The organism is Pseudoalteromonas sp. SG45-5, from assembly GCF_014164085.1.
Lineage (GTDB): Bacteria > Pseudomonadota > Gammaproteobacteria > Enterobacterales > Alteromonadaceae > Pseudoalteromonas > Pseudoalteromonas aliena.
In genome coordinates this window covers 1-23952 of sequence record NZ_JACJEM010000064.1, presented here as the reverse complement: position 1 = coordinate 23952, position 23952 = coordinate 1, and the positions used below count along the sequence as shown (strand labels likewise).

Below are 23952 nucleotides of genomic sequence, written 5' to 3'. Positions count from 1 at the left end.
TCTGTACGAGTGCCCACACAGATGATTGCTTTATATTGTTAAAGAACGTTGCGGTTAAAGTTAAACTTTATCTCGCTAGGGCTGCGCATATTACGCTTTCCTATTTTTTTGTCAACACTTAATTTTGGTAAACGTTATATTTATCAACACTAAGTTTTACTTAACACCCTGAGTAGTTCGTGCTTCGCTATGCGTTGGCGTTTCCCGTCTCAGTGGGGTCGCATTATAGGGAGATCCGAAAACAGATCAACCCTTTTTTGAATAAAACTTGAAATAATGTGCTGTTCGCTGAGTATTTGAGCTAAACAGCCTAAAAACAGAACATAACTAGCAAATTATTAACAACTAAACGCGTTTTAACTCACCTTATATTAAAAATAGAGTTAAGCGATCTTCATATAAAGGCTTATACCCCAGATGATCAACACGATCGTTAATGAAAGTGTTACGGCTGCAGATCCCATATCTTTAGCTCTACCTGACAATACATGTAATTCTGTACTTACCCGATCTGTTAATGCCTCTATGGCAGAATTTAGTAATTCAACTATTAGTATAATAAGCAATGAGCTTACTAGAACTGCCCAATGTAATAGTGATGAGGCAAGCCAAAATGAGATAGGGAATAATATAAGGCTTAGGAGTAGTTCTTGTCTAAATGCTGCTTCTTCTTTAAATGCAGCTTTAAAGCCAAGGTAGGAGCAATAACTTGCTTTGAAAACACGCTTAAGGCCTAAGCCATTTGGTTTTAATACATCTTTCATTAATAAACTCTATAAATGAAGGTCAAAATAAAGCCCCGCACTGCGAGGCTTTTTATTTATGCTACGCCGTATTGATCACGGTACGCTTTAACTGAGGCTAAATGCTCGTCCATCGTTCCTTGGTTTTCAAGGTAACTAATAAGATCTGCTAATTTTACAATAGAGATTACTTGGGTATTAAAGTCGCGTTCAACTTCTTGAATAGCTGATAACTCGGCTTTACCTTTTTCTTGGCGATCTAATGCTATTAATACACCACTAAGATCTGCGCCATTTTGTGCAATAATTTCCATTGACTCACGAATAGCGGTACCTGCGGTAATTACATCATCAACTAGCATTATTTTGCCATTGAGTTCTGAGCCTACTAATGTACCACCTTCACCGTGTGCTTTTTTCTCTTTGCGGTTAAAGCAGTACGGTACATCTTTATTGTGGTGATCAGCTAATGCAACAGCTGTTGTTGTCGCTATTGGGATACCTTTATAGGCAGGTCCAAATAATACATCGTACTCTATTGCTGAATCTTCTAATGCCGATGCATAAAAACGACCTAAACGCGCTAAGTCACGACCTGTATTAAACAAACCGGCATTAAAAAAGTACGGACTTGTACGGCCTGACTTTAAAGTAAACTCACCAAATTTTAATACCTGCTTCTCTAGAGCAAATTCTATAAACTCTTTTTGATAATCTTTCATATCTAGTGGCCTACCTATTTATGCTAATGCTTGCTTTTGTACGTCAATAATTTCGCGGATAGAATGTTTAGCTAGAGTAAGTAACTCATCTAACTCATCAAACGAGAAAGGTTCGCCTTCGGCTGTACCTTGAATTTCAATAATTTTACCTGTTTCGGTTAAAATTACATTCATATCAGTCTCAGCAGCTGAATCTTCAATGTATTCTAAATCGCTAATTGCTTGGCCTTTGTAAATACCAACTGAAATAGCTGCAATCATATGCTTAAGTGGGTTTGAATTAATCATACCTTTTGCACGCATGTGCGTTAGTGCGTCAACAAGTGCAACACAGGCACCACTTATAGAAGCCGTACGTGTACCGCCGTCAGCTTGAATAACATCACAATCAATAGTAATTGTGTTTTCGCCAAGTGCTTTTAAGTCAACAGCCGCACGAAGTGCACGTGCAATTAAGCGTTGAATTTCCATAGTACGACCGCCCTGCTTACCACGTGCAGCTTCACGAGCATTACGTGTATGCGTTGCTCGCGGTAACATACCGTATTCAGCGTTGATCCAACCCTTACCTTGGCCTTTCATGAAACGAGGAACGCCCGATTCAACTGTAGCTGTACAAAGTACTTTGGTGTTACCAAACTCAACAAGTACTGAACCTTCAGCATGCAAAGTATAATTACGTGTAAATGTAACAGGTCTAATTTGGTTAGGTGTTCTTTCGCTTGGACGCATTGACGATCCCCTTAATTCAGAATTTGCGACATTATAAGTGTATGTGGGTGTAGATACCATGCTGATTTAAATAAATAGCTGTATGTAAAACATTCAGTGCTTTAAATTTTCCCTAGAGCTTAAGCAGTGTTACGATATAATCATCGTAATATTGTATTTATAAATTTAGGAAATCATCCATGATCCACAGTATGACAGCTTATGCGCGTCGCGAAATAAAAGGCGATTGGGGCACTGGCACTTGGGAAGTTCGTTCTGTTAACCAGCGTTACCTTGAAACATTTATTCGCGCACCAGAGCAATTTCGTGGCATGGAGCCAGTTATTCGTGAGCGTTTACGCAAACACTTACAACGCGGTAAAGTTGAAGTTTTTTTAAAATTTGTTGCAAACCCTGCCCACGTTGGCGAGCTATCAATTAACCAAGCGCTTGCCGAGCAACTAATAAATAGTGCCAAATGGGTTCAACAACAAAGTAATGGCGATATTAACCCTGTTGATATATTGCGTTGGCCTGGTGTTATGGAAGCACAAGAGCTTGATATGGATAGCGTTAATACAGCACTAATAGCTGGTCTTGATCAAGTAATTGAAGATTTTAAATCGGCGCGTGGCGATGAAGGTGCAAACCTTGAAGAAATGATAGCAACCCGTCTTGATGCGATTTTAGAACAAGTAGAAATTGTAGAAATGCACATGCCAGAAATTACTAAATGGCAGCGTGAAAAACTGGCTCAAAAGCTAGAGGATTTAACCGCAAACATTGACGAATCGCGCCTTGAACAAGAACTTATTTACCTTGCGCAAAAACAAGACGTGGCTGAAGAGTTAGATCGCTTAAAGTCTCACGTTAAAGAAACTAAAAAAATCCTTAAAAAAGGAGGCGCATGTGGCCGCCGCTTAGACTTTATGATGCAAGAATTTAATCGTGAAGCTAACACGCTAGCATCTAAATCTATCAATAGTGACATTACTACTGCAGCTGTAGAGTTAAAAGTACTAATTGAACAAATGCGAGAGCAGATCCAGAATATAGAGTAGTACCTCTAAGTACACGTCCATAACTTTCTATAAAACCTGGCATTTGCTAGGTTTTTTGTTTTCTTTATTTATTAAATTACCGTACCCATTCAAACGGCTAACTAGTAAAAGGTAATAATCCCTGAAAAATAATAGAAGCTATCATTTATTCAGTGTGACTGATGATTATAATCACGAAGGACTCACAAAAGGTGCTGAATTATCACTCCCAGCCGAGCGTGTTATTGGTCACTTAATCAAATTATAGAATGGCGCGGAAAGCCTACATCTATAAGGTGTGACAATTAATCTGAATATACTAATTATTCATTCAGGTACCTTATGTAGCATGGTTCAACACGGCAGGCTAAGCTACTATATTTACAGTAGTATTAGTGAGTTACAAGATATACCTAAAGATTGGTTATGGACTTATAATAATGAACAACCTAACATCGAGTTAGACGATACAAAAACTAAAATAATAACCACGTAGATATTCTACTGCCCGCCTATATTATGAATGGGGATACCGTGGAAACAGTAATAAATAATAATGAAGAACAAGCTTATAAATATTAAAACTAAGTTTTAGCAATCTTGTCTGCAACTTACTAAATATAAGGAAATAATTTAAATGATAGGGATTTTCAAATCCGCTTTACATGCTCTATTTGGCCGAAAAAAAGCATTTATAGATTTTACTCCTAGTAGCTCAACTCTAACGACCCAACTTTCTAGTAGCTCAGCGAAGAAAATCAATAATTTCAAAGTAAGACATAAAGAACCAAAAGCTACCCCGGAAGTAGATAATGCAATTATCAACGAAAATAAAAATAAGGATCGCTGCCAGCGTATCCTAAATTACTGGTTAGATGCTGAGTTGTTTGATTTACCCGAGTGTCCTGTTGATTATAAAAAGAATCTTATCAGCGAACCGGCTGATAAGTTTAAAACAAGTTGGATAGAACAAGCCGAAGACAAGTTCAAAGATGGCAAACTGGAAATAACTGAAAATAGCCGTTTAATGATTATGTTTCAATGTCATCGCGCAGGCTATATTGCTAAAGATGATGAAAAACACCCTAACTATAACACGCCTCGTACATACCTTGTTGGACAAGCACTAATACCTCGTTGGGATGAAGATAGGCAGATTATTGTATGGTCACGTTCAGAAGAAGTTGAAGACCTGATTATTAACTTGGCAACTATTCGTACATTATATCGTCGCTGCAATTCATCTATCCCTGATAGTATGAGCTTGTCTGAATGGGTAGAAGCTCGAATGGAAAATATAGAAACAGTTCTCCACTCAGGTTTTCTGCCTGAAGATGAAAATACGCCGCTGACATCAACAGAGTTGAGTAAAAGAATTCTTTTATTAAACAGAGAGTTAGCGGGGCAATTTTGGCCTGATGAATTATCTCGACAGTTTATGATAGAACAATGCCAACCAATTGATTCTAGCTATGATTCCAACTCAGATATACCTGAAGTTGGAAAAAAATCAGGAGCCGTTACATTTCGTTGGCGTTTTTGTTATTACCCGGATGGGTTAGAGAGTAAACAACTCGGTCCATTTTTTGTTGATGATCTTGAAAGGTCCATTTCAGCCGTTAGTAAATGGGGTACAAAGGGCTTGTCTTTACCTTTGAGGTCTTATTTACTCGGACGTAAGGATAAAACCGAAGTCCCGGAAGCAGTTAACCAAGGCGACTTTTTCTGGCCTTTAACTAATGGCATTATATATGGACGTTGGCCTGAGAACCCCGAGTTTGGCCTTAGTTTGCTACAGTCATTTGCTGTGAATACAGCAAAAAAGGCAGGAGATAACCCTGTTGTTGCTGTCAATGGCCCTCCAGGGACAGGGAAAACAACATTATTAAAAGATATTATTGCTGACAAACTTGTTTCGCGTACTCTGTTATTAAAGGAGCTTAGCGATAAAGATGACTGGTTCAGTGATGAAGAAGTAACTCGCTTAATTATGCAACATAGTATGGTTGTCGCTTCTAGCAATAATAAAGCTGTTGAGAATATATCTAAAGAATTACCTTCCTTATCAAAACTTTATAAAGCGTTCTCCTCCAAAACCAAGCATTTTAAAAACGTTGCCCCAGAAGGTGACTGGGGGGTGTTTTGTGCAGTGTTGGGGAATTCAAAAAACCGTAAAGCATTTAAACCACTTTTGAAGGCGCTCTCTGCGCATCTTAATAAAGTGAGTGATTTCTTTCACCTTGATTCTTTAATGAAAGATTTGAAGAAAAAAGGCAAAGAAAGTGCAAAAGAAGTTATTGCTAACTTTGTTCAGTCATTACAAGAGCAAGAGAAGCTTATGTTGTTGGCCAGTGATATTAAGAAGTGTCATGCTAACAATAAGTATAATAAGTTTTTCTTACCTTTTACAGACGCGTTAATTAGCATAGAACAGTCAGAATTATCAATAGATACGTTTTCAACTAATTGGGCGAAATTTACTAATGAACAATGGCTAGCAGTGATAGAAGCTTTAGATTCTTTTAAAAAACAGTGGTTTGGTAAAAAGCTTCATCAAGACCATAGTGAACGAAAATTTAAAACAGCTAAAAGTGATTTTGAAAATGCCTTTGCAAAGATAAAAAAGTTAGCTGATAGATCGTCTAAAGAATGGGTGTTTGATCATGATAGACACTTAATTGGTACAAAGGCTTATTCGAAAAGAAGTGACGAACCTTTCGAAGAAGCAGAAAAAAGATTGCAACAACAATCACCTTTAGGAAGTGAAGAGCTAAACCGTTGTAGAAGTGAATTATTTATTTATGCTATGGCATTGAATGAAGCGATTCTTGAGCAAGGAGCAAGTCAGTTTAAAAAGCACTGGGGGAATCTTGGTCAACTTATTGATGGTCGACTAGAAACTAAAGAAGCTATTCCTGAGCATCAGCAGTTATGGTCATTATTGTTTTTGTTTTTTCCTGTGATCAGTACTTCACTTTCTTCAGTAGAGAATCAGTTTAAGTTAATGCAAAAAACAGGTGGGTTTGGTTTATCAATGATCGATGAAGCGGGTCAGGCTGTTAACTATCATGTGGCAGGCCTTTTACAGAGAAGTAGGCAAACTATTTTTGTTGGAGATCCTATCCAGCTTGAGCCAGTAGTAACAATGCCACCTTCGATTGACTTAGCTATAGCAGCGGATTTTCTTCCTATTTCTAAAAAAGATACCGCTCGCCAATGGGGAGATGATTACATGGTTAGTGCTAGCTCTGCTCAGTCCCTTGGTGATAATGCAGGGCAATACATTGCAAAAATAGGTGAGCGAAAAGTGGGTATTCCTCTATTAGTGCATAGACGATGCAACGAGCCTATGTTTTCAGTGGCAAATAAAATTGCGTACGACAACCGCATGGTTCTAGCGAGTCAGCCTTTTAAGTGGAAGGCTATTCAGAGTGGTTGGATAAACGTTTCGGAAAAACCTGATGAAATAAATAAGCAGGGATATGCTAATCAAAAAGAAGCGAAAGTTGCACTTGACGTAATTCAGTTTTTGGTTGAAGAGCAACCAGAAATGGTTGCTGGGGGGGTATATATAATTACACCATTTTCTAATATGAGTGCTGTATTGAAGAAAGAGTGGAAAAGTAGATCAAACGAATCAGGAAATCATAGCTGGATGCAGGAAGCGTTAGGCGAAAGCAAGCAGGAACAAAGCTTAGCTACTTTTTCAGAAGATAATATTGGTACAGTTCACACCTTTCAAGGGAAAGAAGCCTCAACTGTGATTATATGTACTGCAGCGTCTAAGGTGCGTAATAAAGCAGGAGGTATAACATGGGTTAATGGGAAACCTAATTTACTCAATGTGGCCGTTACTCGGGCAAAGCATCACTTATTTGTTATCGGAGATATCAACGACTGGTCTACTGATACTTTATCCTCTGAATTACAGCAAGGAGGTATGAATTGCTATGACAGCTTTGACCACTTTACCGAGAAAGAATCAGTGCTGTATGGCGATTACGAAGAAAATAGGGTAATGACAAAGCAAGCTTCTACAGAAGTAGAGTTTAACTTTGGTTAGTTTAATTCGAACCTTTAATGTTGGGTAAGCAGAATCGCATTTAAATAGGTTTAAGGTGTGAAATAGCCTGAATATAATTTAAGAAATTGAATTAAATAGCGGTTTCTAGATCCGACCTTTTGACAAAATTGGATGAACACGCATGACAAAGTTAGTTGAATTATTTATCATGCTGATGATTTTTGGGGCCTGTAACAAATTTTGTGTAAGTACATATTTTAGATTAATATAATATTTTGAAAATATCATTCAAAGTATTTGCTAAGTATAGCTATTGCCGTTTTATTTTGGCGTTCAGCCATGAGTCTTATTATCCGTAACAGTGATCTTTGTGTTACAGGCGGAAGTTTATTCAACTCGCCAATATCATCCAAAACCAATTTAACCAGTAAAACGAGCTGTTCTTGAGCGTTTTTATCGGTTTCATTGAATACCACGTTAGCTCTTCCAAACAGGTACCAATCCATGCCAGTGTAGTGGTCAACTAATTTTGGCAAACCTGTTCGCATCCGATAGAGTATTCCTTCAATCGTTATTCGATCTGCTGGCTTATCATAAATTCTCCCCGAACTTAACATTGCTTTGTACAGTATTTCCCTACGTTCATCTGTTAACATTAGTCTTGCCATAGTGAGTCGCTACTCTTTGTTTTTGGCGAAGTAAATTATACCTGCTTACTATGCGGTTTAAAAAGTATACTTGAAAGATCAATATCCCCTATATGTAGTCACGAAAATCGTCAGCCGACATGTTGCCACGTAAACTGTTTGCGATATTCCAAATCTGCTTTTTTAATTCTTGTTGGTGTTGTTGAACCATTGTTGTGTGTTCTCTTAATTGGTTGTGTAGAGGTTTCTACTAGCACACTGCATGCGCGCTTATTAATTTTTTATAACGTAATCGCAATTAAGCGATTACTGAAAATATCTGTTTTAGTGCTAACGCCTAGACTAGGGCTTTGGCCTGCAAACTAAGCGGCGCTAAACAAATAGTTCTAGCAAGTCTTCGTCAAATACTAAACCTTTAAGATTGTTACTTTGGATTATATTTTTGTAGACCTTTTGAGCGCCTTTCAGCTTAAATTTAAATAGCAAGTTGAAACTCTCTGCACCCTACACTGAAAATTTAAATGTTTGCGAAAATAACGTTAAAGCATTGAGTTTAGGCTCAACACGTTTGCCATTTACAGACTGAGTAGGGGGTACTGTCACAAATCCGAAAAATACTAGAAAACGATTAATAAAACGAGAGTGAATAATATGACCCAGTAAAACCTCTGGAGAAAAATATTCATCACTGGGCAACTCTTGCAGCAAGCTAGGAAAAGCAATGGCTACGTCCTCGATTAGCTGATTTATTGAACTGTGCGCCTGTAAACGCCAGATCATAAATAGCCAAAGAGTATGTAAGTTGTCATTTTTTGTAAAGTGGTCAAAGTACGCCCAATTATATTTTTTACTTGCTGCTTCTAACATTGGTAAAAAGAACGCTTTAATTCCTTGTGTTTGATATTGTTTAAGGACTGTTTTTTTTACATAAAAACGACCGCCTTTTAGATAAATAATACCTGAAATATCAGCAAGGACTCGGGCATAATGTAATGCATTAAACTTATCTTCGTTACTGCCTGCAAACTCGCTGATACTCACATTCGTATTATATTGGCTTACCTCAAATTCAGATAAAATGCCTGTAGCCTGCCTCACTAATTTTGCAGGTAAATTACCTTTAGATGTTGCTTTAAATGAGCCTCCTTGTAACACAGCCTCATCAATAATTAACTGTAAATAGCGCATTACAGGGCTAGTTAATAAGCTCTCTGATAAGCAAATATTTACATGTTCTAGTTCGCTAAACGGTGCGTATAACCAATTACTCATTTGTGAAGGAGTAAGGCCGAAAAATTCTTTTTTAGCACTGGTATTGTGATACTCGTTCCTGTTTTGAATGACTAAATTTAATTCATTAATATCAATGTTGGGGTTCATTGTTATAACTTGCTCTACGTCATCAAGCATTTTTGTGTGTAGTTTTGATACGTCATCCATACAGCAGTGTTTATGTTTTTTACCACTGCCGCATGAGCAAACATCGTTACGGCCTAATTTCATGATTTACAGCCCCTTTAATTAATATTTTTTAGCTTAGGGCGTGTTGATCTTTATGGATTGAAATTTGTTCAATCTAGGGGCGATTAAATCACGGCACGAGGTTTGTAACCTAGTGGGCTAAGTAAAAACCGAGCAACAAAGAGCTAATCGTCCCTAGAAAGAACCCAAAGGGCAGCGCATGTTTGGTCTTTATGCTGCGTTATCGCCTATTTATGGGGAATAACCACACTACATAGGCGCTGCCTTGCCTAAAAACCAAACACACTGCTGCAAATTCAACCACCAAAGATCAACACGCCCTAGTTTAAACGAGAAACTTCGAGTATGTATTCAAGCTACTATAACACTGCATACCCTTTCAATTAATAATAATTAGACACATCATAAAACATTGGAAGATAAATCAATTAACGAAGTACGCTCAGGGTAAGATTACGTATGCTCAATAAATAAGCTGTAAAACTTTATCTGCATAATCAGTATCGAGTGCAGCTTCGAAACGCTTAGCTTTCAGACCTTTTTTACAGCTTTTTTCAAGTTTCAATAAATTGAGAACAAGGTGCCTAATTACGGACATGTTTTCAGCTGCGTTTGAATGCCTAACACGACTCAAGTCTTCATTAAAACTGACATCAAGTACCCAGTGTAGCTGATTCTCAATGCTCCAATGCTTTCTAACCGCGTTCCCGAATGTTTTTGCGTCAGCTTCTACAGAGCAGATGAAATAACGGATTTCCCTACTTGTTTTTCCATCTACATGTCGCTCTGATTCAGCCATCCCCACACTTACTAATCCATCCCATTGCGAAGTTAAATCATTAATGCTCGTCAGAATATCTGTTATCCAATACCCACGAACTTCAATTCTGCCCTGCCCACTATCAACTTCTTCGTGATAAGCATGCTCTACATTTTTAAATTTATCGCTTTGACAAATCTCAAAAAAATCCTTAATCGACTGGTGTAAATGTCCTTGGTTACCTTTAACTGCAATAACATAATCGGCTTCTTTGTGACGTATTTTTTTAGTAATTGCTTTTTGACATCACATCGCATCGATCGTGATGATGCTGCCTTTAATATCTAGTAAATCAAGCAATGCGGGAATTGCGGTTATCTCATTTGATTTTTCTGCGGTTTTAACTTGCCCTAATACAACACCATTGTTCGCTGCAAATGCGCTCACCATGTGGATTGCACTTTTCTTTGATTTTTTATCATAAGAGCCGCGAACTGTTTTTCCGTCGATAGCAATAACTTCGCCATGTGTTTTTTCCTGTGCTGATTTCATCCAGTTAATGAAGCAACTTTGTATCGTTTGGGGCTCTAACGAAAAGACCACTCGTGCAATGGTGTCATGAACAGGAATGCCATTTTCAAACGAGCCATACTTTTTTAACAACTCAATCTTGTTATGCGCCACTTCTTCAATTGACTCCAAGCCATCAGCGCCACAGATAACGCCAACAACGAGTGTTAGAAGGATATCGTGAAGCTTATGCTCTACTTTTGATTGTTGGCGATGTTCAGGGATTGGTGAAAAATGTTCATTAAAGGCAGATAACATTTGAGACTCCTATGAATTAGAAGCCTATTTGATCACACTTGGCTCAAAATGGAAAGTTCATGATCTTGCCCTGCTGCTTGTACTAAGTATGTTTTAGCCCACCCCAAACGATGGTAAGCATAAGTTTGCTTTCCACTAAGGATACGCAGTTTAAGCTGCTCTGCCGATAACCTCAGGTTTTGATAAACGTTTGCCTCAATCTCTTTGAGTTTTACGGTTTTGCCATTAGCTAAACATTGCAGTAATGGGGTCATGAATGATTGATAATCGGGTAACGACATACTATTCCCTGCCAAGCCATAGTAGTAATAACTATACAGCTAATCCATTGTTCTTATTAGTTGAGATAATATACAAATTAAGATTATGGGGCAAAGGTTATGTAAGCAGCTTTACTGTGCTTTATAAATAATTAACCCCTCGCAGGGCGCTGAGCTTACGGGTAGCGGGAGGGATGTTGTTACGTCAAATTGTAGAGCTTAAAAGTATAATTTCAAGATATTTGTATATACCTAAGAAGTATACTTGAGTGATAAATACACTTTATAAGTATAAAATCAAACAAACGGATCTAGTAAGTCTTCGTCAAACACTAAGCCTTTAAGTTTGTTACTTTGGATGATGTTTTTAAACTCATCAGTACAATATACTTTTTGAGCACCTTCCAGCTTAGACTTAAATAATAACTTGCTTTGTATGTCGTCTTGCTCAAAGGTAAGTAACTCTAAACCGTCTTCAAAGCCATCTTCGAATTTGGTTAAACACATGTCTTTTTGCTCTTGTCCGAAGGTAAGCAAATTAAACAACATCATGTTATTGCCTTCAGCTTTAACGGGTAAAAACTCTCCAAAACTTGCTAAACGCTCTTTCAATAACTCATATACTGGCATCTTCATTATTAGAAATTTGCCTAGCAGCGATATGTCATAGTCTTGCTTTTTAGCTTTACCAAAATAATCAAAATTTAACCCCTCGGGCCATAGATGACTAAATTCGATATTATTTAGTGAGGCTGACATAAACATCTTTAATACAGTATCTGGTTCAAGGTCACTGTGCTTTGAAAGTATTTTTGATAGTTCAACAATATCAAAGTCGATTACGTCGTATGTGTAAGCTTCGTTTTTGATTTGATATACAGTCACTATAAAGCCTTCCAGTTTTCGTCTTTTGGTGCAAGTAAACCTGCGGGTACAGTACCCGTTTTTATTTTAACTTTAACAGTTTTTAGCCTATTCAAAAATAAAGCTTTAGGTGTAGCCGCATTGCCAAAGTTAGTATTTATCCATGTCTCATAATTATATCTGTGTAGTTTTCGATGAGGCGGCGAAGCTGGACTATCCCAATTTTGTTCTTTATTTTTTTCAAAATTAATTAACCATACGCCGTTGATGGGATCGTTAATACCGACTCCATGTAGATGAAGGTTAAGCCTTGTTTGTAACATGTTCGCTGATTGGTACTGCCCTTTGCCACAAATAATATGATGAGCTTCGTGCAAATTAGTTGGTTTAGGTTCCCCTATTGCAGCCAAGTGACGAGCAAGTTTTTTCGTTGGATGATGCTTTTCTTGTTTTAATTGCGTAACTGAAGAACTTGCACTCAGATCACGATATTCTTTTAAATCTGTTTGTAAGCGAGCATGAGCTGTAATTCTCTCTTTCTCTTTTTGCAAATGATTAAAGTCACGAGCCATATTATTTTTAAGCTCTTCACTCGTCGGCCCTTTTTGAGCTATCCGCTTGTTATGGAACTCTTTAGCTTTTAACTCATAGTTATAAATAGCCATTTCTAATGGTGAAGGATTTTGAGGTCTCTCGGGATGAGGATATGCGTGCAGCGGTTTCATAAAACACTCTTCCTTGATTATTTGATTATGATTGGGTGTATAATACAAAAACTAAACAGTTAATCAATTTTTATATATGTTTTTCGGTACTGACTTACGCTTGCTTCTTCTTTTAGTAAAATAATCTCTATGTACCAGAAAGCAATTCCAAGTGGTTACCATGGCGGTTACTAAAAGTAAAAAACAGGCAATAAAAAACATTAACCCGTTGATAATTATAAAATTAAAAAGCGCGCACTATATTCAAATCCAAAACATAGAATAATATTATTTGAACCTTTGTGGCTAACTTGAGAAAATTCACTTAAATAAAGTACAATGCATTTATTAAAGGCTTGCGTTATTTATAACCCAAGCCTATTTATTTTTAGATAGAGATTAAAATGGCACACACTCGCGGAAACCTATTTATTTTATCAGCGCCATCTGGTGCGGGTAAATCAAGCTTAATCAATGCGTTATTAAAAAAGCATACTGATATGAAAGTATCGGTGTCGCATACGACTCGTTCGCCTCGCCCTGGTGAAGAAGATGGCGTGCATTATCATTTTGTAGCTACAGATGAGTTTAAAGCGCTGATTGAAAAAAATGACTTTTTTGAATGGGCTCAAGTATTTGATAATTACTATGGCACATCAAAGCAGGCGATTGAGTCGCAACTTGATGCGGGTATTGATGTATTTTTAGATATTGATTGGCAAGGCGCGCAACAAGTGCGCAAAATTATGCCAAGCGTACAAACCATTTTTATACTGCCTCCTTCAAAAAAAGAGCTAGAGCAACGTTTAAATAATCGTGGTCAAGATTCGGCTGACGTTATTGCCTCTCGTATGGCAAAGGCTCAGTCAGAAACGTCGCATTATAACGAGTATGACTTTGTGATTGTGAATGATGACTTTGAGAGCGCACTTGCTGATATAGAAATAATTGTAATGGCGCAGCGCTTAACACTAAAAGCACAAGAAAATCGCCATCAAGTTTTACTAAATAGTCTACTTAAATAATTTAAGCCTATTTAAATTAGGCTTAGGTAAGTAAAACAGATAAAAATTGAACACTGGCTATTGGCGAAAGTGGCTCCTTGGAGTAAACTACGCCTTTGCTTTTAAATTATTTTGGAGTGCTGTGATGGCCCGCGTAACAGTTGAAGATGCAGTAGATGCAGTTGGTAATCGTTTTGACTTAATTTTAGTTGCGGCTCGTCGTGCCCGCCAAATTGCTGTTGGTGGTAAAACGCCACTAGTAGACCCTGAAAACGATAAGCCAACGGTTGTTGCTTTACGTGAAATTGAATTAGGTTTAGTTGATAGTGCTTCAATGGACTTAATTGACCGTGAAGAACAACAACACCAAGAAGCGGCAGAACTAGCTGCTGTTGCTGCCATTGTTGGTGGCAATCAATAATCGACCTCCCGGTCTGATTTAGCCAACGGCGCAGTATTTCTACTATAGCCGTTGGCAATCCTCTGTTTTCATCGTATATTCGTAACTTACCTAATTTACTTCACTAGGGCCTGTTTATCTTTCGAGGTTAAATTTGCAGCAGCACGCTTGGTATTTAGGCAAGGCAAAGCCTATGTAGTGTGGTTATTCCCCATAAATAGGCGATAACGCAGCATAAATGCCAAACATACGCTGCCCGAAGGGTTCTGCCTAGGGGCAATTTACTCTTTGTTGCTCGGTTTTTACTTAGCCCGCTAGGCTAAAAACCTCGCGCCGCGATTAAATCGCCCCTAGATTGAACAAATTTTAATCCACAAAGGTCAACAGGCCCTAGAACATTGGAGTGTAAATGTATCTTTTTGAAGGTCTAAAAAAGAAAATTTCTGAATACTTGCCTGCCGCAGATGTGGAGCTAGTACAAAAATCTTACGTGGTAGCCCGAGAGGCCCATGAAGGACAAACTCGCTCAAGCGGCGAGCCCTACATAACTCATCCTGTTGAAGTAACCCAAATTCTTGCCGGCATGCATCTTGACCATGAAACGCTCATGGCGGCGTTAATGCATGATGTAATTGAAGATACCGATTTTAGCCAACAAGATTTAGCCGAAATTTTTGGTGAAACGGTTGCTGAATTGGTTGAAGGTGTAAGTAAGCTCGATAAGCTCAGCTTTAAAGACAAAAAAGAATTCCAAGCTGAAAACTACCGTAAAATGATTATGGCAATGACTCAAGACATTCGAGTTATTTTAATCAAGCTTGCTGATAGAACTCACAACATGCGTACATTGGGCGCACTTCGCCCCGATAAACGCCGCCGTATAGCACGCGAAACACTAGAAATATACGCGCCAATAGCAAACCGTTTAGGTATTCACGATATTAAAAATGAACTTGAAGATTTAGGTTTTCAAGCTCTATATCCTATGCGCCATCGTGCACTTAAATCTGAAGTTGCAAAAGCACGTGGTAATCGAAAAGAAGTTATTTCAAATATTCAAAACGAAATTGAAGCACGCCTTGAAGAATCAGGCATAAAAGCGACGGTATCGGGCCGCGAAAAGCACCTTTATAGTATTTATAAAAAAATGCTTAATAAAGAGCTGTTATTTAACGAAGTCATGGATATTTACGCGTTTAGAATTGCGGTTGACTCTATGGATACGTGCTATCGCGTATTAGGTGTTGCTCACAGTCTTTATAAGCCGATTGAAACGCGCTTTAAAGACTATATTGCAGTGCCTAAAACCAATGGCTATCAGTCGCTTCATACTTCTTTAGTTGGCCCACACGGCATACCTGTTGAGATCCAAATTCGTACTCACGATATGGATCATATGGCAGACAAAGGCGTGGCCGCACACTGGATGTATAAAAAATCGGGTGATGGCGCGGGTAATACGTCACAACAACGTGCTCGTCAATGGATGCAAAGCTTATTAGAGCTTCAGCAAAGTGCTGGTTCGTCATTTGAATTTATTGAAAACGTGAAAACTGAGCTATTCCCTGAAGAAATTTACGTATTTACGCCAGATGGTCGGATAGTTGAATTACCGATGGGCGCAACCGCTGTTGATTTTGCATATGCTGTGCACACTGACGTTGGTAATACGTGCGTAGGGGCAAGAGTAAATCGTAAACCTTATCCATTGAGTAAAGCACTGGATACCGGCCAAACAATAGAAGTCATTACAAGCTCTGGCGCGCACCCAAATGCAACTTGGCTAAACTTTATTGTTACCGGTAAAGCACGTTTGGGTGTTCGTAACTACCTTAAAAGTCAGCATCATGAAGAAGCGCTGTTATTGGGTAGACGTTTACTTGATTCAGCATTAGGTGAAAATAAGTTAGATAGTATTGCTGATGAAAATATAGCACGCGTACTTGAAGAGCATGAGCTTTCTACATTACTTGAACTATTAGTCGCAATAGGCTCTGGTAATCTAATGAGTATGTTAATTGCTAAACGCTTGTTACAAAACGAAAATGATGATTTAACCGATATTACTAATCAAGCCAAAGCAACTATTATCGGCACCGAAGGCATGTTAGTTAATTACTCTAAGTGTTGCCGCCCTGTACCAGGCGATGCTATAACGGCGCATGTAAGCCAAGGTAAAGGCCTGACTGTTCATCGCCAAGAATGTAAAAACATTCGTGGTTGGGAAAATGAACGCTCTAAATACCTTGTTGTAAAATGGGACGATAACCCAGAAAAAGAATACATTGCTGCGCTTAGGGTTGAAATTATTAATCATCAAGGCGCATTAGCAAAATTAACCAATGTTGTTGCTACAACCCAAGCCAATATTGTCGAAATTGCCACCGATGAAAAAGAAAGTAATTTATACGTGATAGATTTAGGGGTCACCGTTAAAAACCGTGTCCATGTTGCTAACATTATGCGTAAAATTCGTGTAATGCCTGATGTTCAAAAAGTCTATCGTAAAAAGTAAAATAGGAAACTCATGAATAAAGCATTTATTTCTACCGACAAAGCACCAGCAGCTATTGGCACATACAGCCAAGCAGTTAAAGTTGGTACCGCTGTTTATTTATCTGGCCAGATCCCATTAGTGCCAGAAACCATGGAAGTTATATCAGAAGACTTTAGCGAACAAACACATCAAGTATTTAAAAATATTGCTGCTGTATGTGAAGAAGCTGGCGGTCAGATACACGACCTAGTTAAGGTGAATATTTACCTTACTGATTTATCAAACTTTGCTATTGTTAACGAAGTAATGAGCCAATACTTTAAAAAGCCATACCCAGCGCGTGCCGCGATTGGAGTACGTGCATTACCAAAAAATGTGCAAGTTGAGATTGATGGCATTATGGAGCTTCCTTCAACTAACTAATATTATTTTTGAGCTATAGACCTTCGCTATAGCTCAAACCTTCTTGCCTCTTCCTACACCACTTTGTTTTTCTTGATTTCTTGACTCAAAAGTAAATTAATAGCACTCTATAATTAGGTTATTAATACAAACATAACTTAACCTGAACTCAGGATAATAAATCTATCTCAAGCAGCTATTTTCAGCGCTAACTGCGTTGAATTTACTAAAAATCTCTGGCTAGAGAAAATAAATTTAAATATCACTATAATTTAATATGTTAGTAAATCTCTTAACCTGAGTTCAGGTTCAGTAGCAAAAAAGGATTAACTCGTGTTTAAGCTTGATCATAATGGAAACGTTTTACTCGATATAAACGCCACTGCGCCTCCAAGCGCTGCGTTTGTAATTGAAGCGCTCGAAAAATCAACTTTTTGTGATTGTAAAATAGATCTTGATGCTATAAATAACTTTTTTAAAAGCGAAAGTAGCGAATCTATTTTAATTGTTGCAAGCAAACACGACGCCGCATTAGAGGTGGTTATCAATGATGATAAAATGCTTGCTGTAGGGGAGCTGACTGCGGCTCAAGGCGGCAAATTACTCAGCTTAGAAGTAGCTAAAAAACAGCTCGTAAAAGCAGGTATTGTGCGCGGTTACAAACAAGTATTTTTAGAACAGTTACTGCAAAAACAACTTAAGGCACCTGCTGGCACTGTTGTAAAAGGAGTTTTAGCAAAAGGCCGCTTACCCAGTGATGGCTTAGCGACAAAACTTACTACAACAGTAAAAACCCTTAAAGATCGCCTAAAAACCCCTAAGCTAAAAGAAGATGGCAATGTTGATATGCGCGATTTTGGTAAGCTGGCAAGCGTAGAGCCAGGTACCGTTCTTATTCGCCAACAACCAGCGACACCAGGTAAAGAAGGTTTTACCGTTACCGGAGAAATACTTACCCCAAAACCAGGCGACAACAAGCAATTAGTTGCTGGTGAAGGCACTGAAATCTCTAAATCTAATCCTATGGAATTAGTCTCAACTATTTCAGGCGTGCCCGTCGAAATTAATAATGGAATGCGCGTTGATGACATTTTTACTATTGCTGACGTGAATGTAAAAAGTGGTCACATTGATTTTGAAGGTAGTGTAATTGTTACGCGTAACATAGATCCAGGAATGAGAGTAACGGCCAAAGGCGATATTACGATTTTTGGCACGGTCGAATCAGGTGAGCTTACGGCAGGCGGTAATATAACCGTGAAACAAGGTATTATTGGCCATCAAAAACCTGAAGATAAATCACTATCCTGTAAACTCGTATCCGCTGGTGATATTCATGTATCCCATTCTCAGTATTGTTATATCGAAGCGACTAATATATTCATCGAGCGCCAAACGAGCCATTGCATAATGAAAGCAAAACGCTTACTGCAAGTTGGGCAAACAGACTTACCTAAAGGTAAAATATTTGGTGGTGAAATATTGGATGCGACAACGCTTATAGCTGGTGAGGTTGGTAATGAATCAGGCGCTAAAATGGTCATTAATTTAGCAACCTCAGGCGCCGAAATAACAGCAGACACAGATAACTGCTTTAAAGATTTAGCAAAAACAGATCAGCAGTTAGACACCTTACAAAATGCTCTTGAAAAAGCCGACCAAGTCAAAGATACCGAAAAGAAAAACCAGCTGATAGCAAAAATTGGGGCAACCCAATTACACTATTGCCAACAAGCTGAGCAATTGGAAAAACGCCTTTCGACTTTAGATCATGACTTACACGATCTACTCAGTGATGCGAACCTTGCCGTAAATGCTATTTTGCACTCAGGGGTCGAAATTCATATTTTTGATAAAGTACTTAAAACAACGCGTAATTACCCACCCTGTAATGTTAGGCTGCAAAATAATAAAATAGAAATTGAGTTTAAAACGTAATAAAACCAAAGTGCGTTTAGCACTTTGATTTTATTACTATAACCTGAACTCTGGTTATAGGTTTGCTAACGCATTAAATAATCAGGATATTTAAATTTATTTTCTCTAGCCAGAGTTCAGCTTACTATAGTAAGCCGCTAACCTCTGCATGTGTATGCTGCGGCCATACTCCCACTTGTACTTGACCAATATGCTGCTTTTGCAAAAGTAACATGACTAAACGCGATTGCCCTATTCCACCACCAATAGTTTGCGGAAATTTACTTTGTAATAAAGCTTTATGCCAATCAAATTCTAAGCGGTCTTTATCCCCAGTGATACTTAACTGCGCCTTTAAAACCTCAGGGCTTACACGTATACCCATTGATGATATTTCAAAAGCATCTTCAAGTACGGGGTTCCATACTAAAATATCACCATTTAAACCCATATATTCATCGCACGTCTGTGTAGACCAGTCGTCGTAGTCAGGGGCTCTTACATCATGAATTTTTCCATCACCTAATGCCCCACCAATACCAATTAAAAACACGGCCCCATACTCTTGTGTAATAGCTTTTTCGCGCTGCTTAGCGCTAAAATCAGGATACATTTTACGTAGCTCTTCACTGTGTACAAACTTAATGTTAGCTGGTAAAAATGGCATTAAATCATAAGCTTCACTTACAAAAGCTTCGGTCTCTTTAATCCCTTTGTAAATAGATTGAACGGTTTGCTTAAGTGTTGCCAGCGATCGCTCTGTCGTTTCGTTAATTACTTTTTCCCAATCCCACTGATCAACATAAACAGAGTGAATAGGACTTAATGAATCTTCATCAGGGCGCAGCGCTTTCATTTGCGTATAAATACCTTCACCAACACCAAAGCCATAAGTTGCTAATGTTTTACGCTTCCACTTTGCAAGTGAGTGCACTACTTCATAGTCGCTATCAGTAATAGCTTTAACCTTTACAGCAACTGCATTTTCATGCCCGCTGAGATTATCTTGTGTGCCATCACCCACTTTAGCCAAAATTGGTGCTTGAACTTCAATGAGCCCAAGTTGGATTTCTAGTTGTTGTGAAAAAAATTGCTTAACTTTACTTATTTGCTGCTGTTGCAGCACATAATGTGAACTCATAATAATTGGCCTCATTCCCAGTTATTGTTACTTGCTTAATTGATACAAAGCGCTCCAATAAGCACCTTTAATGAAGTTAATGTAACAATTTAATGAATTAACTCAACATCCAACAACAAAAATAGCTTTACCATGTAAAAATCATTAATTAAGTGGTATAAAAACAATATATTCGATAATTTTATGAGAAAAATATAGTGGAAAATTACTTAATCGATAATCTCGATAAACAGATACTTCATGCATTAATGGAAAATGCCCGTACTGCGTACGCCGAATTAGCAAAAAGATTTAATGTAAGTGCCGGTACAATTCATGTTCGTATAGAAAAAATGAAACAAGCAGGGATCATCACCGGCACTCAATTAACAATAAATACTAAGCAGCTAGGCTATGATGTATGTTGCTTTATAGGTATCAATTTAAACAATGCACGCGACTACCCGCAAACACTAATTAAGCTAGAAGCATTGGAGGAAGTGGTTGAAGCCTATTACACAACGGGGAACTACAGTATTTTTATTAAAGTAATGGCGAAATCGATTGATCACTTGCAAGATGTGTTAATCAACAAAATCCAAGCCATTGAAGCAATCCAATCAACAGAAACGCTTATATCGCTGCAAAACCCAATTAGTCGTACGGTAATGCCTTAACTGTAAAAATCTCGTATAATTGCCGAAAAAAGAGGATCACCATGCAGCAAACTCGCTATCAAAGAATTGAAGATGTACTTTCGCGCCGCCAAACAGACCTAACAGTGTGCTTAGAAGACGTACATAAACATCATAATTTATCTGCAATCGTGCGTAGCGCTGACGCAGTAGGTTGCCATCACGTACACGCTGTATGGCCAGAAAAACAAAAATGGCTTACTAATAATACCTCAGGTGGTAGTAAAAATTGGCTAGAGACTCATCTGCATAGAAATATTGATGATGCCGTTACTGCAATGCGTGAACGTAACCCAAAAATACAAATACTAGCAACGCATCTATCTGAAAACGCTGTTGATTTTAGAGAAGTAGATTACACCAAGCCAACTGCTATTATTGTTGGCCAAGAAAAAACAGGAATATCTGAAAAAGCATTAGAGTACGCAGATCAGAATATTATTATTCCAATGCAAGGCATGGTGCAATCACTAAATGTTTCGGTTGCTGCCGCACTAATTTTGTTTGAAGCACAGCGCCAGCGCGAGCTTGCTGGTTTGTATAACAGAGATATGCTCAGCGCAGAAGTTAAACACCCGCTTTATTTCGAAGGCTGCCATCCTATTATTGCAAGGCAATGTAAACAAAAGAAATTGCCATACCCTGCACTTGATGAAAATGGTGAAATAGTTGCCAGTGAACAATTTTGGCAAGCTTTAAAACATACTTGATGCACCTACACTGTATAAGTACACTTAACTCACTAAATAATAAAAATTGAGCCTACTTTGTCTAAACCTAGCTTAAGCCAATATCCAATAATAGAACTTAAAGGGGTCGGTCCAAAAATGGCCGAGCGCTTGTTGAAGCTAGGTATTAGTACCGTACAAGATATGCTCTTCCACTTACCTCTTCGCTATGAAGATCGTACTCGCTTATATGCAATAAACGAGTTATCGCTTCATAGCCATGTAAGTGTGGAAGCAACGATTGAAACAAGCCTGGTTACCTTTGGCAAAAGGCGAATGCTGGTTTGCCAAATAAATGATGGCACAGGTAGGCTCACACTTCGATTCTTTAATTTTACCGCAGCACAAAAAAATGCGTTCATTGCAGGTAAAATAATACGTTGTTTTGGTGAAGTACGTCGTGGGCGTGTGGGACTTGAAATGAATCATCCTGAATATAGCATCAGCGATACTCATAATGAGCAACCCACAGTAACAACGTTAACGCCCGTGTATTCAACAACCGAAGGCTTAAAGCAGCTCTCAATTAGAGCCCTGAGCGAACAGGCTATTGACTTACTAAACAAATATTCGGTAGAAGAACTACTTCCTACGCAGTTTCAGCCATCAAATATGGCTTTAAGCGATGCTTTACTATTACTGCACCGCCCGCCAAATGATGTTGATATAACCGCACTAGAGCAAGGTATGCACCCCGCACAACAACGCCTTGTATTTGAGGAGCTACTTGCACAAAACCTCAGTTTATTAAAAGTACGAGAGCAAGGGCAACAAGTTAAAGCCGTGGCATTAAATCCGGTAAATACATTAGAAAGTCAATTTTTAGAGCAGCTTCCTTTTGCACCCACAAATGCACAAAGCCGAGTAGTGGCTGAGATAAAAGGGGATATGCAACACACATATCCAATGATGCGCTTAGTGCAAGGCGATGTAGGTTCAGGCAAAACCTTAGTCGCGGCTATAAGTGCGTTAACAGCGATTGCAGGGGGCTTTCAAGTTGCTTTAATGGCTCCTACTGAAATTTTGTCTGAACAACATGGCGTTAATTTTACAACTTGGTTTAATCCGTTAGGTATCACAGTTGCTTGGCTTGGCGGTAAAACAAAAGGTAAAGAACGTATAGCAACACTTGAAAAAATAGCCTCTGGTGAAGCGCAAATGATTGTAGGTACTCACGCTTTATTTCAAGATGAAGTAAAGTTTAATAACTTAGTGCTAATAATTATTGATGAGCAACATCGCTTTGGTGTACATCAGCGTTTATCACTACGCGAAAAAGGAAAATTTGCTGATTGTTACCCTCATCAACTGGTTATGACTGCAACACCTATTCCACGCACACTTGCCATGACAGCTTATGCTGACTTAGAAACCTCTGTAATTGATGAATTACCACCGGGGCGGACTCCAATTACAACAGTCGCACTGCCTGATACACGTAGAGACGATATTATTGCGCGTGTTAAATTAGCCTGCAATGATCAAGGTCGTCAAGTTTACTGGGTATGCACACTAATTGATGAATCTGAAGTGCTGCAATGCCAAGCAGCTGAAGATAGTGCACTGCAATTAAAAGAGGCATTACCAGAGCTGAGCGTAGGTCTCGTTCATGGACGAATGAAGTCAGCTGAAAAGCAAGCCATTATGAGTGAGTTTAAAGCAGGAAATATACATGTATTAGTAGCCACTACCGTTATCGAGGTAGGTGTGGATGTTCCTAACGCAAGTTTAATCATAATAGAAAATCCTGAGCGCTTAGGTTTAGCACAGCTCCATCAGTTACGTGGCCGAGTTGGCCGTGGTGCCACAGCATCGCATTGTGTACTTTTATACCACGCACCACTATCTCATACCGCTCAAAAGCGACTTGGTGTACTAAGAGATAGTAATGATGGCTTTGTAATAGCGGAGCGTGATCTAGAAATACGCGGACCAGGTGAAGTCCTCGGCACAAAACAAACCGGCTTAGCGGAATTTAAAATTGCAGACTTAACGCGCGACAAACAAACACTTAATCAAGTAAGGCCTATTGCGCTGCAAATGCTAAAACAATACCCTCAAAGTGTAGATCCCCTGATTCATAGATGGCTTGGCAATAAGTCAAACTACGCACAAGCTTAAACTACCTGAAAACACATTTTCACTTTTCTGCAGACGTAAAAAAGCCCGACTATTTCTAGTCGGACTTTCTATAATTTGAGGTCGGTGCGCTACGCAGTAGAATGTCGTAGTGCCCATAGCGGTGGAGAGCTACAGTGCTAATGGGATACTATCTTTGCGTCGGGGCGGCCTTCCGTGGGGCTCGCCTTCGAGCTGTTTCGTTTCACTACTGAGTTCGGCATGTGCTCTTGGCTATTTACTAAATCCCAGAAAGCAAAAAACCCGTCACATTGCTGTAACGGGT

Annotated in this window: 19 protein-coding genes and 3 pseudogenes; 11 read left to right on the top strand and 11 right to left on the bottom strand. The window is 38.6% G+C overall.

The window, feature by feature from the left end:
• Nucleotides 1-383: 383 nt before the first annotated feature.
• From H5119_RS17465 to rph, 3 genes are read right to left on the bottom strand one after another with little or no spacing between them, the layout of a single operon-like run.
• Nucleotides 384-764: a diacylglycerol kinase gene (locus tag H5119_RS17465; RefSeq protein WP_033029967.1), complete on the bottom strand. Its 381-nt coding sequence runs from the start codon at nucleotides 762-764 to the stop codon at nucleotides 384-386.
• A 56-nt stretch (nucleotides 765-820) separates the two neighbouring features.
• Nucleotides 821-1465 carry an orotate phosphoribosyltransferase gene (gene pyrE / locus H5119_RS17460; RefSeq protein ID WP_182703131.1) on the bottom strand — a complete coding sequence of 215 codons (645 nt, stop codon included), beginning with the start codon at nucleotides 1463-1465 and terminating at the stop codon, nucleotides 821-823.
• Between the two features lie 18 nt (nucleotides 1466-1483).
• On the bottom strand, nucleotides 1484-2197 hold the full coding sequence (gene rph / locus H5119_RS17455) for a ribonuclease PH (protein ID WP_002958890.1): 714 nt from the start codon (nucleotides 2195-2197) through the stop codon (nucleotides 1484-1486).
• A gap of 179 nt (nucleotides 2198-2376) precedes the next feature.
• Between rph and H5119_RS17450 the strand changes: the two genes are divergently transcribed.
• From H5119_RS17450 to H5119_RS17445, 3 genes and pseudogenes are all read left to right on the top strand, one after another.
• Nucleotides 2377-3237: a YicC/YloC family endoribonuclease gene (locus H5119_RS17450; protein ID WP_182703130.1), complete on the top strand. Its 861-nt coding sequence runs from the start codon at nucleotides 2377-2379 to the stop codon at nucleotides 3235-3237.
• A gap of 139 nt (nucleotides 3238-3376) precedes the next feature.
• Nucleotides 3377-3522, top strand: a pseudogene (locus H5119_RS20790) (IS3 family transposase); the annotation flags it as partial.
• 331 nt (nucleotides 3523-3853) lie between these two features.
• On the top strand, nucleotides 3854-7279 hold the full coding sequence (locus H5119_RS17445; RefSeq protein ID WP_182703129.1) for an ATP-binding protein: 3426 nt from the start codon (nucleotides 3854-3856) through the stop codon (nucleotides 7277-7279).
• 491 nt (nucleotides 7280-7770) lie between these two features.
• Here the strand turns inward: H5119_RS17445 and H5119_RS20555 are convergent.
• The 7 genes and pseudogenes from H5119_RS20555 to H5119_RS17410 form a co-directional block, all read right to left on the bottom strand.
• Nucleotides 7771-7908: pseudogene (locus H5119_RS20555) on the bottom strand (IS5/IS1182 family transposase); the annotation flags it as partial.
• Nucleotides 7909-7996: 88 nt separating this feature from the next.
• Nucleotides 7997-8098 carry a type I restriction-modification system subunit M N-terminal domain-containing protein gene (locus tag H5119_RS17435; protein ID WP_259399018.1) on the bottom strand — a complete coding sequence of 34 codons (102 nt, stop codon included), beginning with the start codon at nucleotides 8096-8098 and terminating at the stop codon, nucleotides 7997-7999.
• A gap of 293 nt (nucleotides 8099-8391) precedes the next feature.
• The gene (locus tag H5119_RS17430; protein WP_182703127.1) at nucleotides 8392-9390 is read right to left on the bottom strand and encodes a YecA family protein; all 999 of its coding nucleotides are present in this window, start codon (nucleotides 9388-9390) and stop codon (nucleotides 8392-8394) included.
• Nucleotides 9391-9832: 442 nt separating this feature from the next.
• Nucleotides 9833-10957 (bottom strand): annotated as a pseudogene (locus H5119_RS17425) (ISAs1 family transposase).
• Nucleotides 10958-10989: 32 nt separating this feature from the next.
• The gene (locus H5119_RS17420; RefSeq protein ID WP_259399019.1) at nucleotides 10990-11238 is read right to left on the bottom strand and encodes a winged helix-turn-helix domain-containing protein; all 249 of its coding nucleotides are present in this window, start codon (nucleotides 11236-11238) and stop codon (nucleotides 10990-10992) included.
• Between the two features lie 276 nt (nucleotides 11239-11514).
• Nucleotides 11515-12102: a hypothetical protein gene (locus tag H5119_RS17415; RefSeq protein WP_182703126.1), complete on the bottom strand. Its 588-nt coding sequence runs from the start codon at nucleotides 12100-12102 to the stop codon at nucleotides 11515-11517.
• Nucleotides 12102-12806, bottom strand: a complete 705-nt coding sequence (locus tag H5119_RS17410; RefSeq protein ID WP_182703125.1) for an AHH domain-containing protein — start codon at nucleotides 12804-12806, stop codon at nucleotides 12102-12104. Before H5119_RS17410 ends, H5119_RS17415 begins: the two co-directional genes overlap by 1 nt.
• Nucleotides 12807-13189: 383 nt before the next feature.
• On the opposite strand from H5119_RS17410, the gene gmk reads away from it, so the two are divergent.
• From gmk to H5119_RS17385, 5 genes are all read left to right on the top strand, one after another.
• A complete protein-coding gene (gene gmk, locus H5119_RS17405) occupies nucleotides 13190-13810 on the top strand; it encodes a guanylate kinase (RefSeq protein ID WP_182703124.1) in 621 nt (206 codons plus the stop codon).
• 124 nt (nucleotides 13811-13934) lie between these two features.
• The gene (rpoZ, locus tag H5119_RS17400) at nucleotides 13935-14210 is read left to right on the top strand and encodes a DNA-directed RNA polymerase subunit omega (protein WP_007378835.1); all 276 of its coding nucleotides are present in this window, start codon (nucleotides 13935-13937) and stop codon (nucleotides 14208-14210) included.
• A gap of 388 nt (nucleotides 14211-14598) precedes the next feature.
• The gene (gene spoT, locus H5119_RS17395; protein WP_077536288.1) at nucleotides 14599-16704 is read left to right on the top strand and encodes a bifunctional GTP diphosphokinase/guanosine-3',5'-bis pyrophosphate 3'-pyrophosphohydrolase; all 2106 of its coding nucleotides are present in this window, start codon (nucleotides 14599-14601) and stop codon (nucleotides 16702-16704) included.
• Nucleotides 16705-16716: 12 nt separating this feature from the next.
• On the top strand, nucleotides 16717-17109 hold the full coding sequence (locus H5119_RS17390) for a RidA family protein (protein ID WP_077536289.1): 393 nt from the start codon (nucleotides 16717-16719) through the stop codon (nucleotides 17107-17109).
• 312 nt (nucleotides 17110-17421) lie between these two features.
• The gene (locus tag H5119_RS17385; protein WP_182703123.1) at nucleotides 17422-19026 is read left to right on the top strand and encodes a DUF342 domain-containing protein; all 1605 of its coding nucleotides are present in this window, start codon (nucleotides 17422-17424) and stop codon (nucleotides 19024-19026) included.
• 124 nt (nucleotides 19027-19150) lie between these two features.
• Here the strand turns inward: H5119_RS17385 and asnA are convergent, their stop codons facing one another.
• The gene (gene asnA / locus H5119_RS17380) at nucleotides 19151-20146 is read right to left on the bottom strand and encodes an aspartate--ammonia ligase (protein WP_182703122.1); all 996 of its coding nucleotides are present in this window, start codon (nucleotides 20144-20146) and stop codon (nucleotides 19151-19153) included.
• 197 nt (nucleotides 20147-20343) lie between these two features.
• Between asnA and asnC the strand changes: the two genes are divergently transcribed.
• Genes asnC through recG form a run of 3 tightly spaced genes read left to right on the top strand, consistent with a single transcriptional unit; the run spans nucleotide 20344 to nucleotide 23669 of the window.
• Nucleotides 20344-20802 carry a transcriptional regulator AsnC gene (gene asnC, locus H5119_RS17375; RefSeq protein WP_182703121.1) on the top strand — a complete coding sequence of 153 codons (459 nt, stop codon included), beginning with the start codon at nucleotides 20344-20346 and terminating at the stop codon, nucleotides 20800-20802.
• Between the two features lie 41 nt (nucleotides 20803-20843).
• Nucleotides 20844-21530, top strand: coding sequence for a tRNA (guanosine(18)-2'-O)-methyltransferase TrmH (gene trmH / locus H5119_RS17370; RefSeq protein WP_182703120.1), 687 nt, complete (start codon nucleotides 20844-20846; stop codon nucleotides 21528-21530).
• 57 nt (nucleotides 21531-21587) lie between these two features.
• Nucleotides 21588-23669 carry an ATP-dependent DNA helicase RecG gene (gene recG, locus H5119_RS17365; protein WP_182703119.1) on the top strand — a complete coding sequence of 694 codons (2082 nt, stop codon included), beginning with the start codon at nucleotides 21588-21590 and terminating at the stop codon, nucleotides 23667-23669.
• Nucleotides 23670-23952: the final 283 nt, after the last annotated feature.

Coding starts and splice junctions, on each gene's coding strand:
- H5119_RS17465 (WP_033029967.1), bottom strand. CDS start 764: ATGAAAGATGTATTAAAACCAAATGGCTTAGGCCTTAAGCGTGTTTTC.
- pyrE (WP_182703131.1), bottom strand. CDS start 1,465: ATGAAAGATTATCAAAAAGAGTTTATAGAATTTGCTCTAGAGAAGCAG.
- rph (WP_002958890.1), bottom strand. CDS start 2,197: ATGCGTCCAAGCGAAAGAACACCTAACCAAATTAGACCTGTTACATTT.
- H5119_RS17450 (WP_182703130.1), top strand. CDS start 2,377: ATGATCCACAGTATGACAGCTTATGCGCGTCGCGAAATAAAAGGCGAT.
- H5119_RS17445 (WP_182703129.1), top strand. CDS start 3,854: ATGATAGGGATTTTCAAATCCGCTTTACATGCTCTATTTGGCCGAAAA.
- H5119_RS17435 (WP_259399018.1), bottom strand. CDS start 8,098: ATGGTTCAACAACACCAACAAGAATTAAAAAAGCAGATTTGGAATATC.
- H5119_RS17430 (WP_182703127.1), bottom strand. CDS start 9,390: ATGAAATTAGGCCGTAACGATGTTTGCTCATGCGGCAGTGGTAAAAAA.
- H5119_RS17420 (WP_259399019.1), bottom strand. CDS start 11,238: ATGTCGTTACCCGATTATCAATCATTCATGACCCCATTACTGCAATGT.
- H5119_RS17410 (WP_182703125.1), bottom strand. CDS start 12,806: ATGAAACCGCTGCACGCATATCCTCATCCCGAGAGACCTCAAAATCCT.
- gmk (WP_182703124.1), top strand. CDS start 13,190: ATGGCACACACTCGCGGAAACCTATTTATTTTATCAGCGCCATCTGGT.
- rpoZ (WP_007378835.1), top strand. CDS start 13,935: ATGGCCCGCGTAACAGTTGAAGATGCAGTAGATGCAGTTGGTAATCGT.
- spoT (WP_077536288.1), top strand. CDS start 14,599: ATGTATCTTTTTGAAGGTCTAAAAAAGAAAATTTCTGAATACTTGCCT.
- H5119_RS17390 (WP_077536289.1), top strand. CDS start 16,717: ATGAATAAAGCATTTATTTCTACCGACAAAGCACCAGCAGCTATTGGC.
- asnA (WP_182703122.1), bottom strand. CDS start 20,146: ATGAGTTCACATTATGTGCTGCAACAGCAGCAAATAAGTAAAGTTAAG.
- trmH (WP_182703120.1), top strand. CDS start 20,844: ATGCAGCAAACTCGCTATCAAAGAATTGAAGATGTACTTTCGCGCCGC.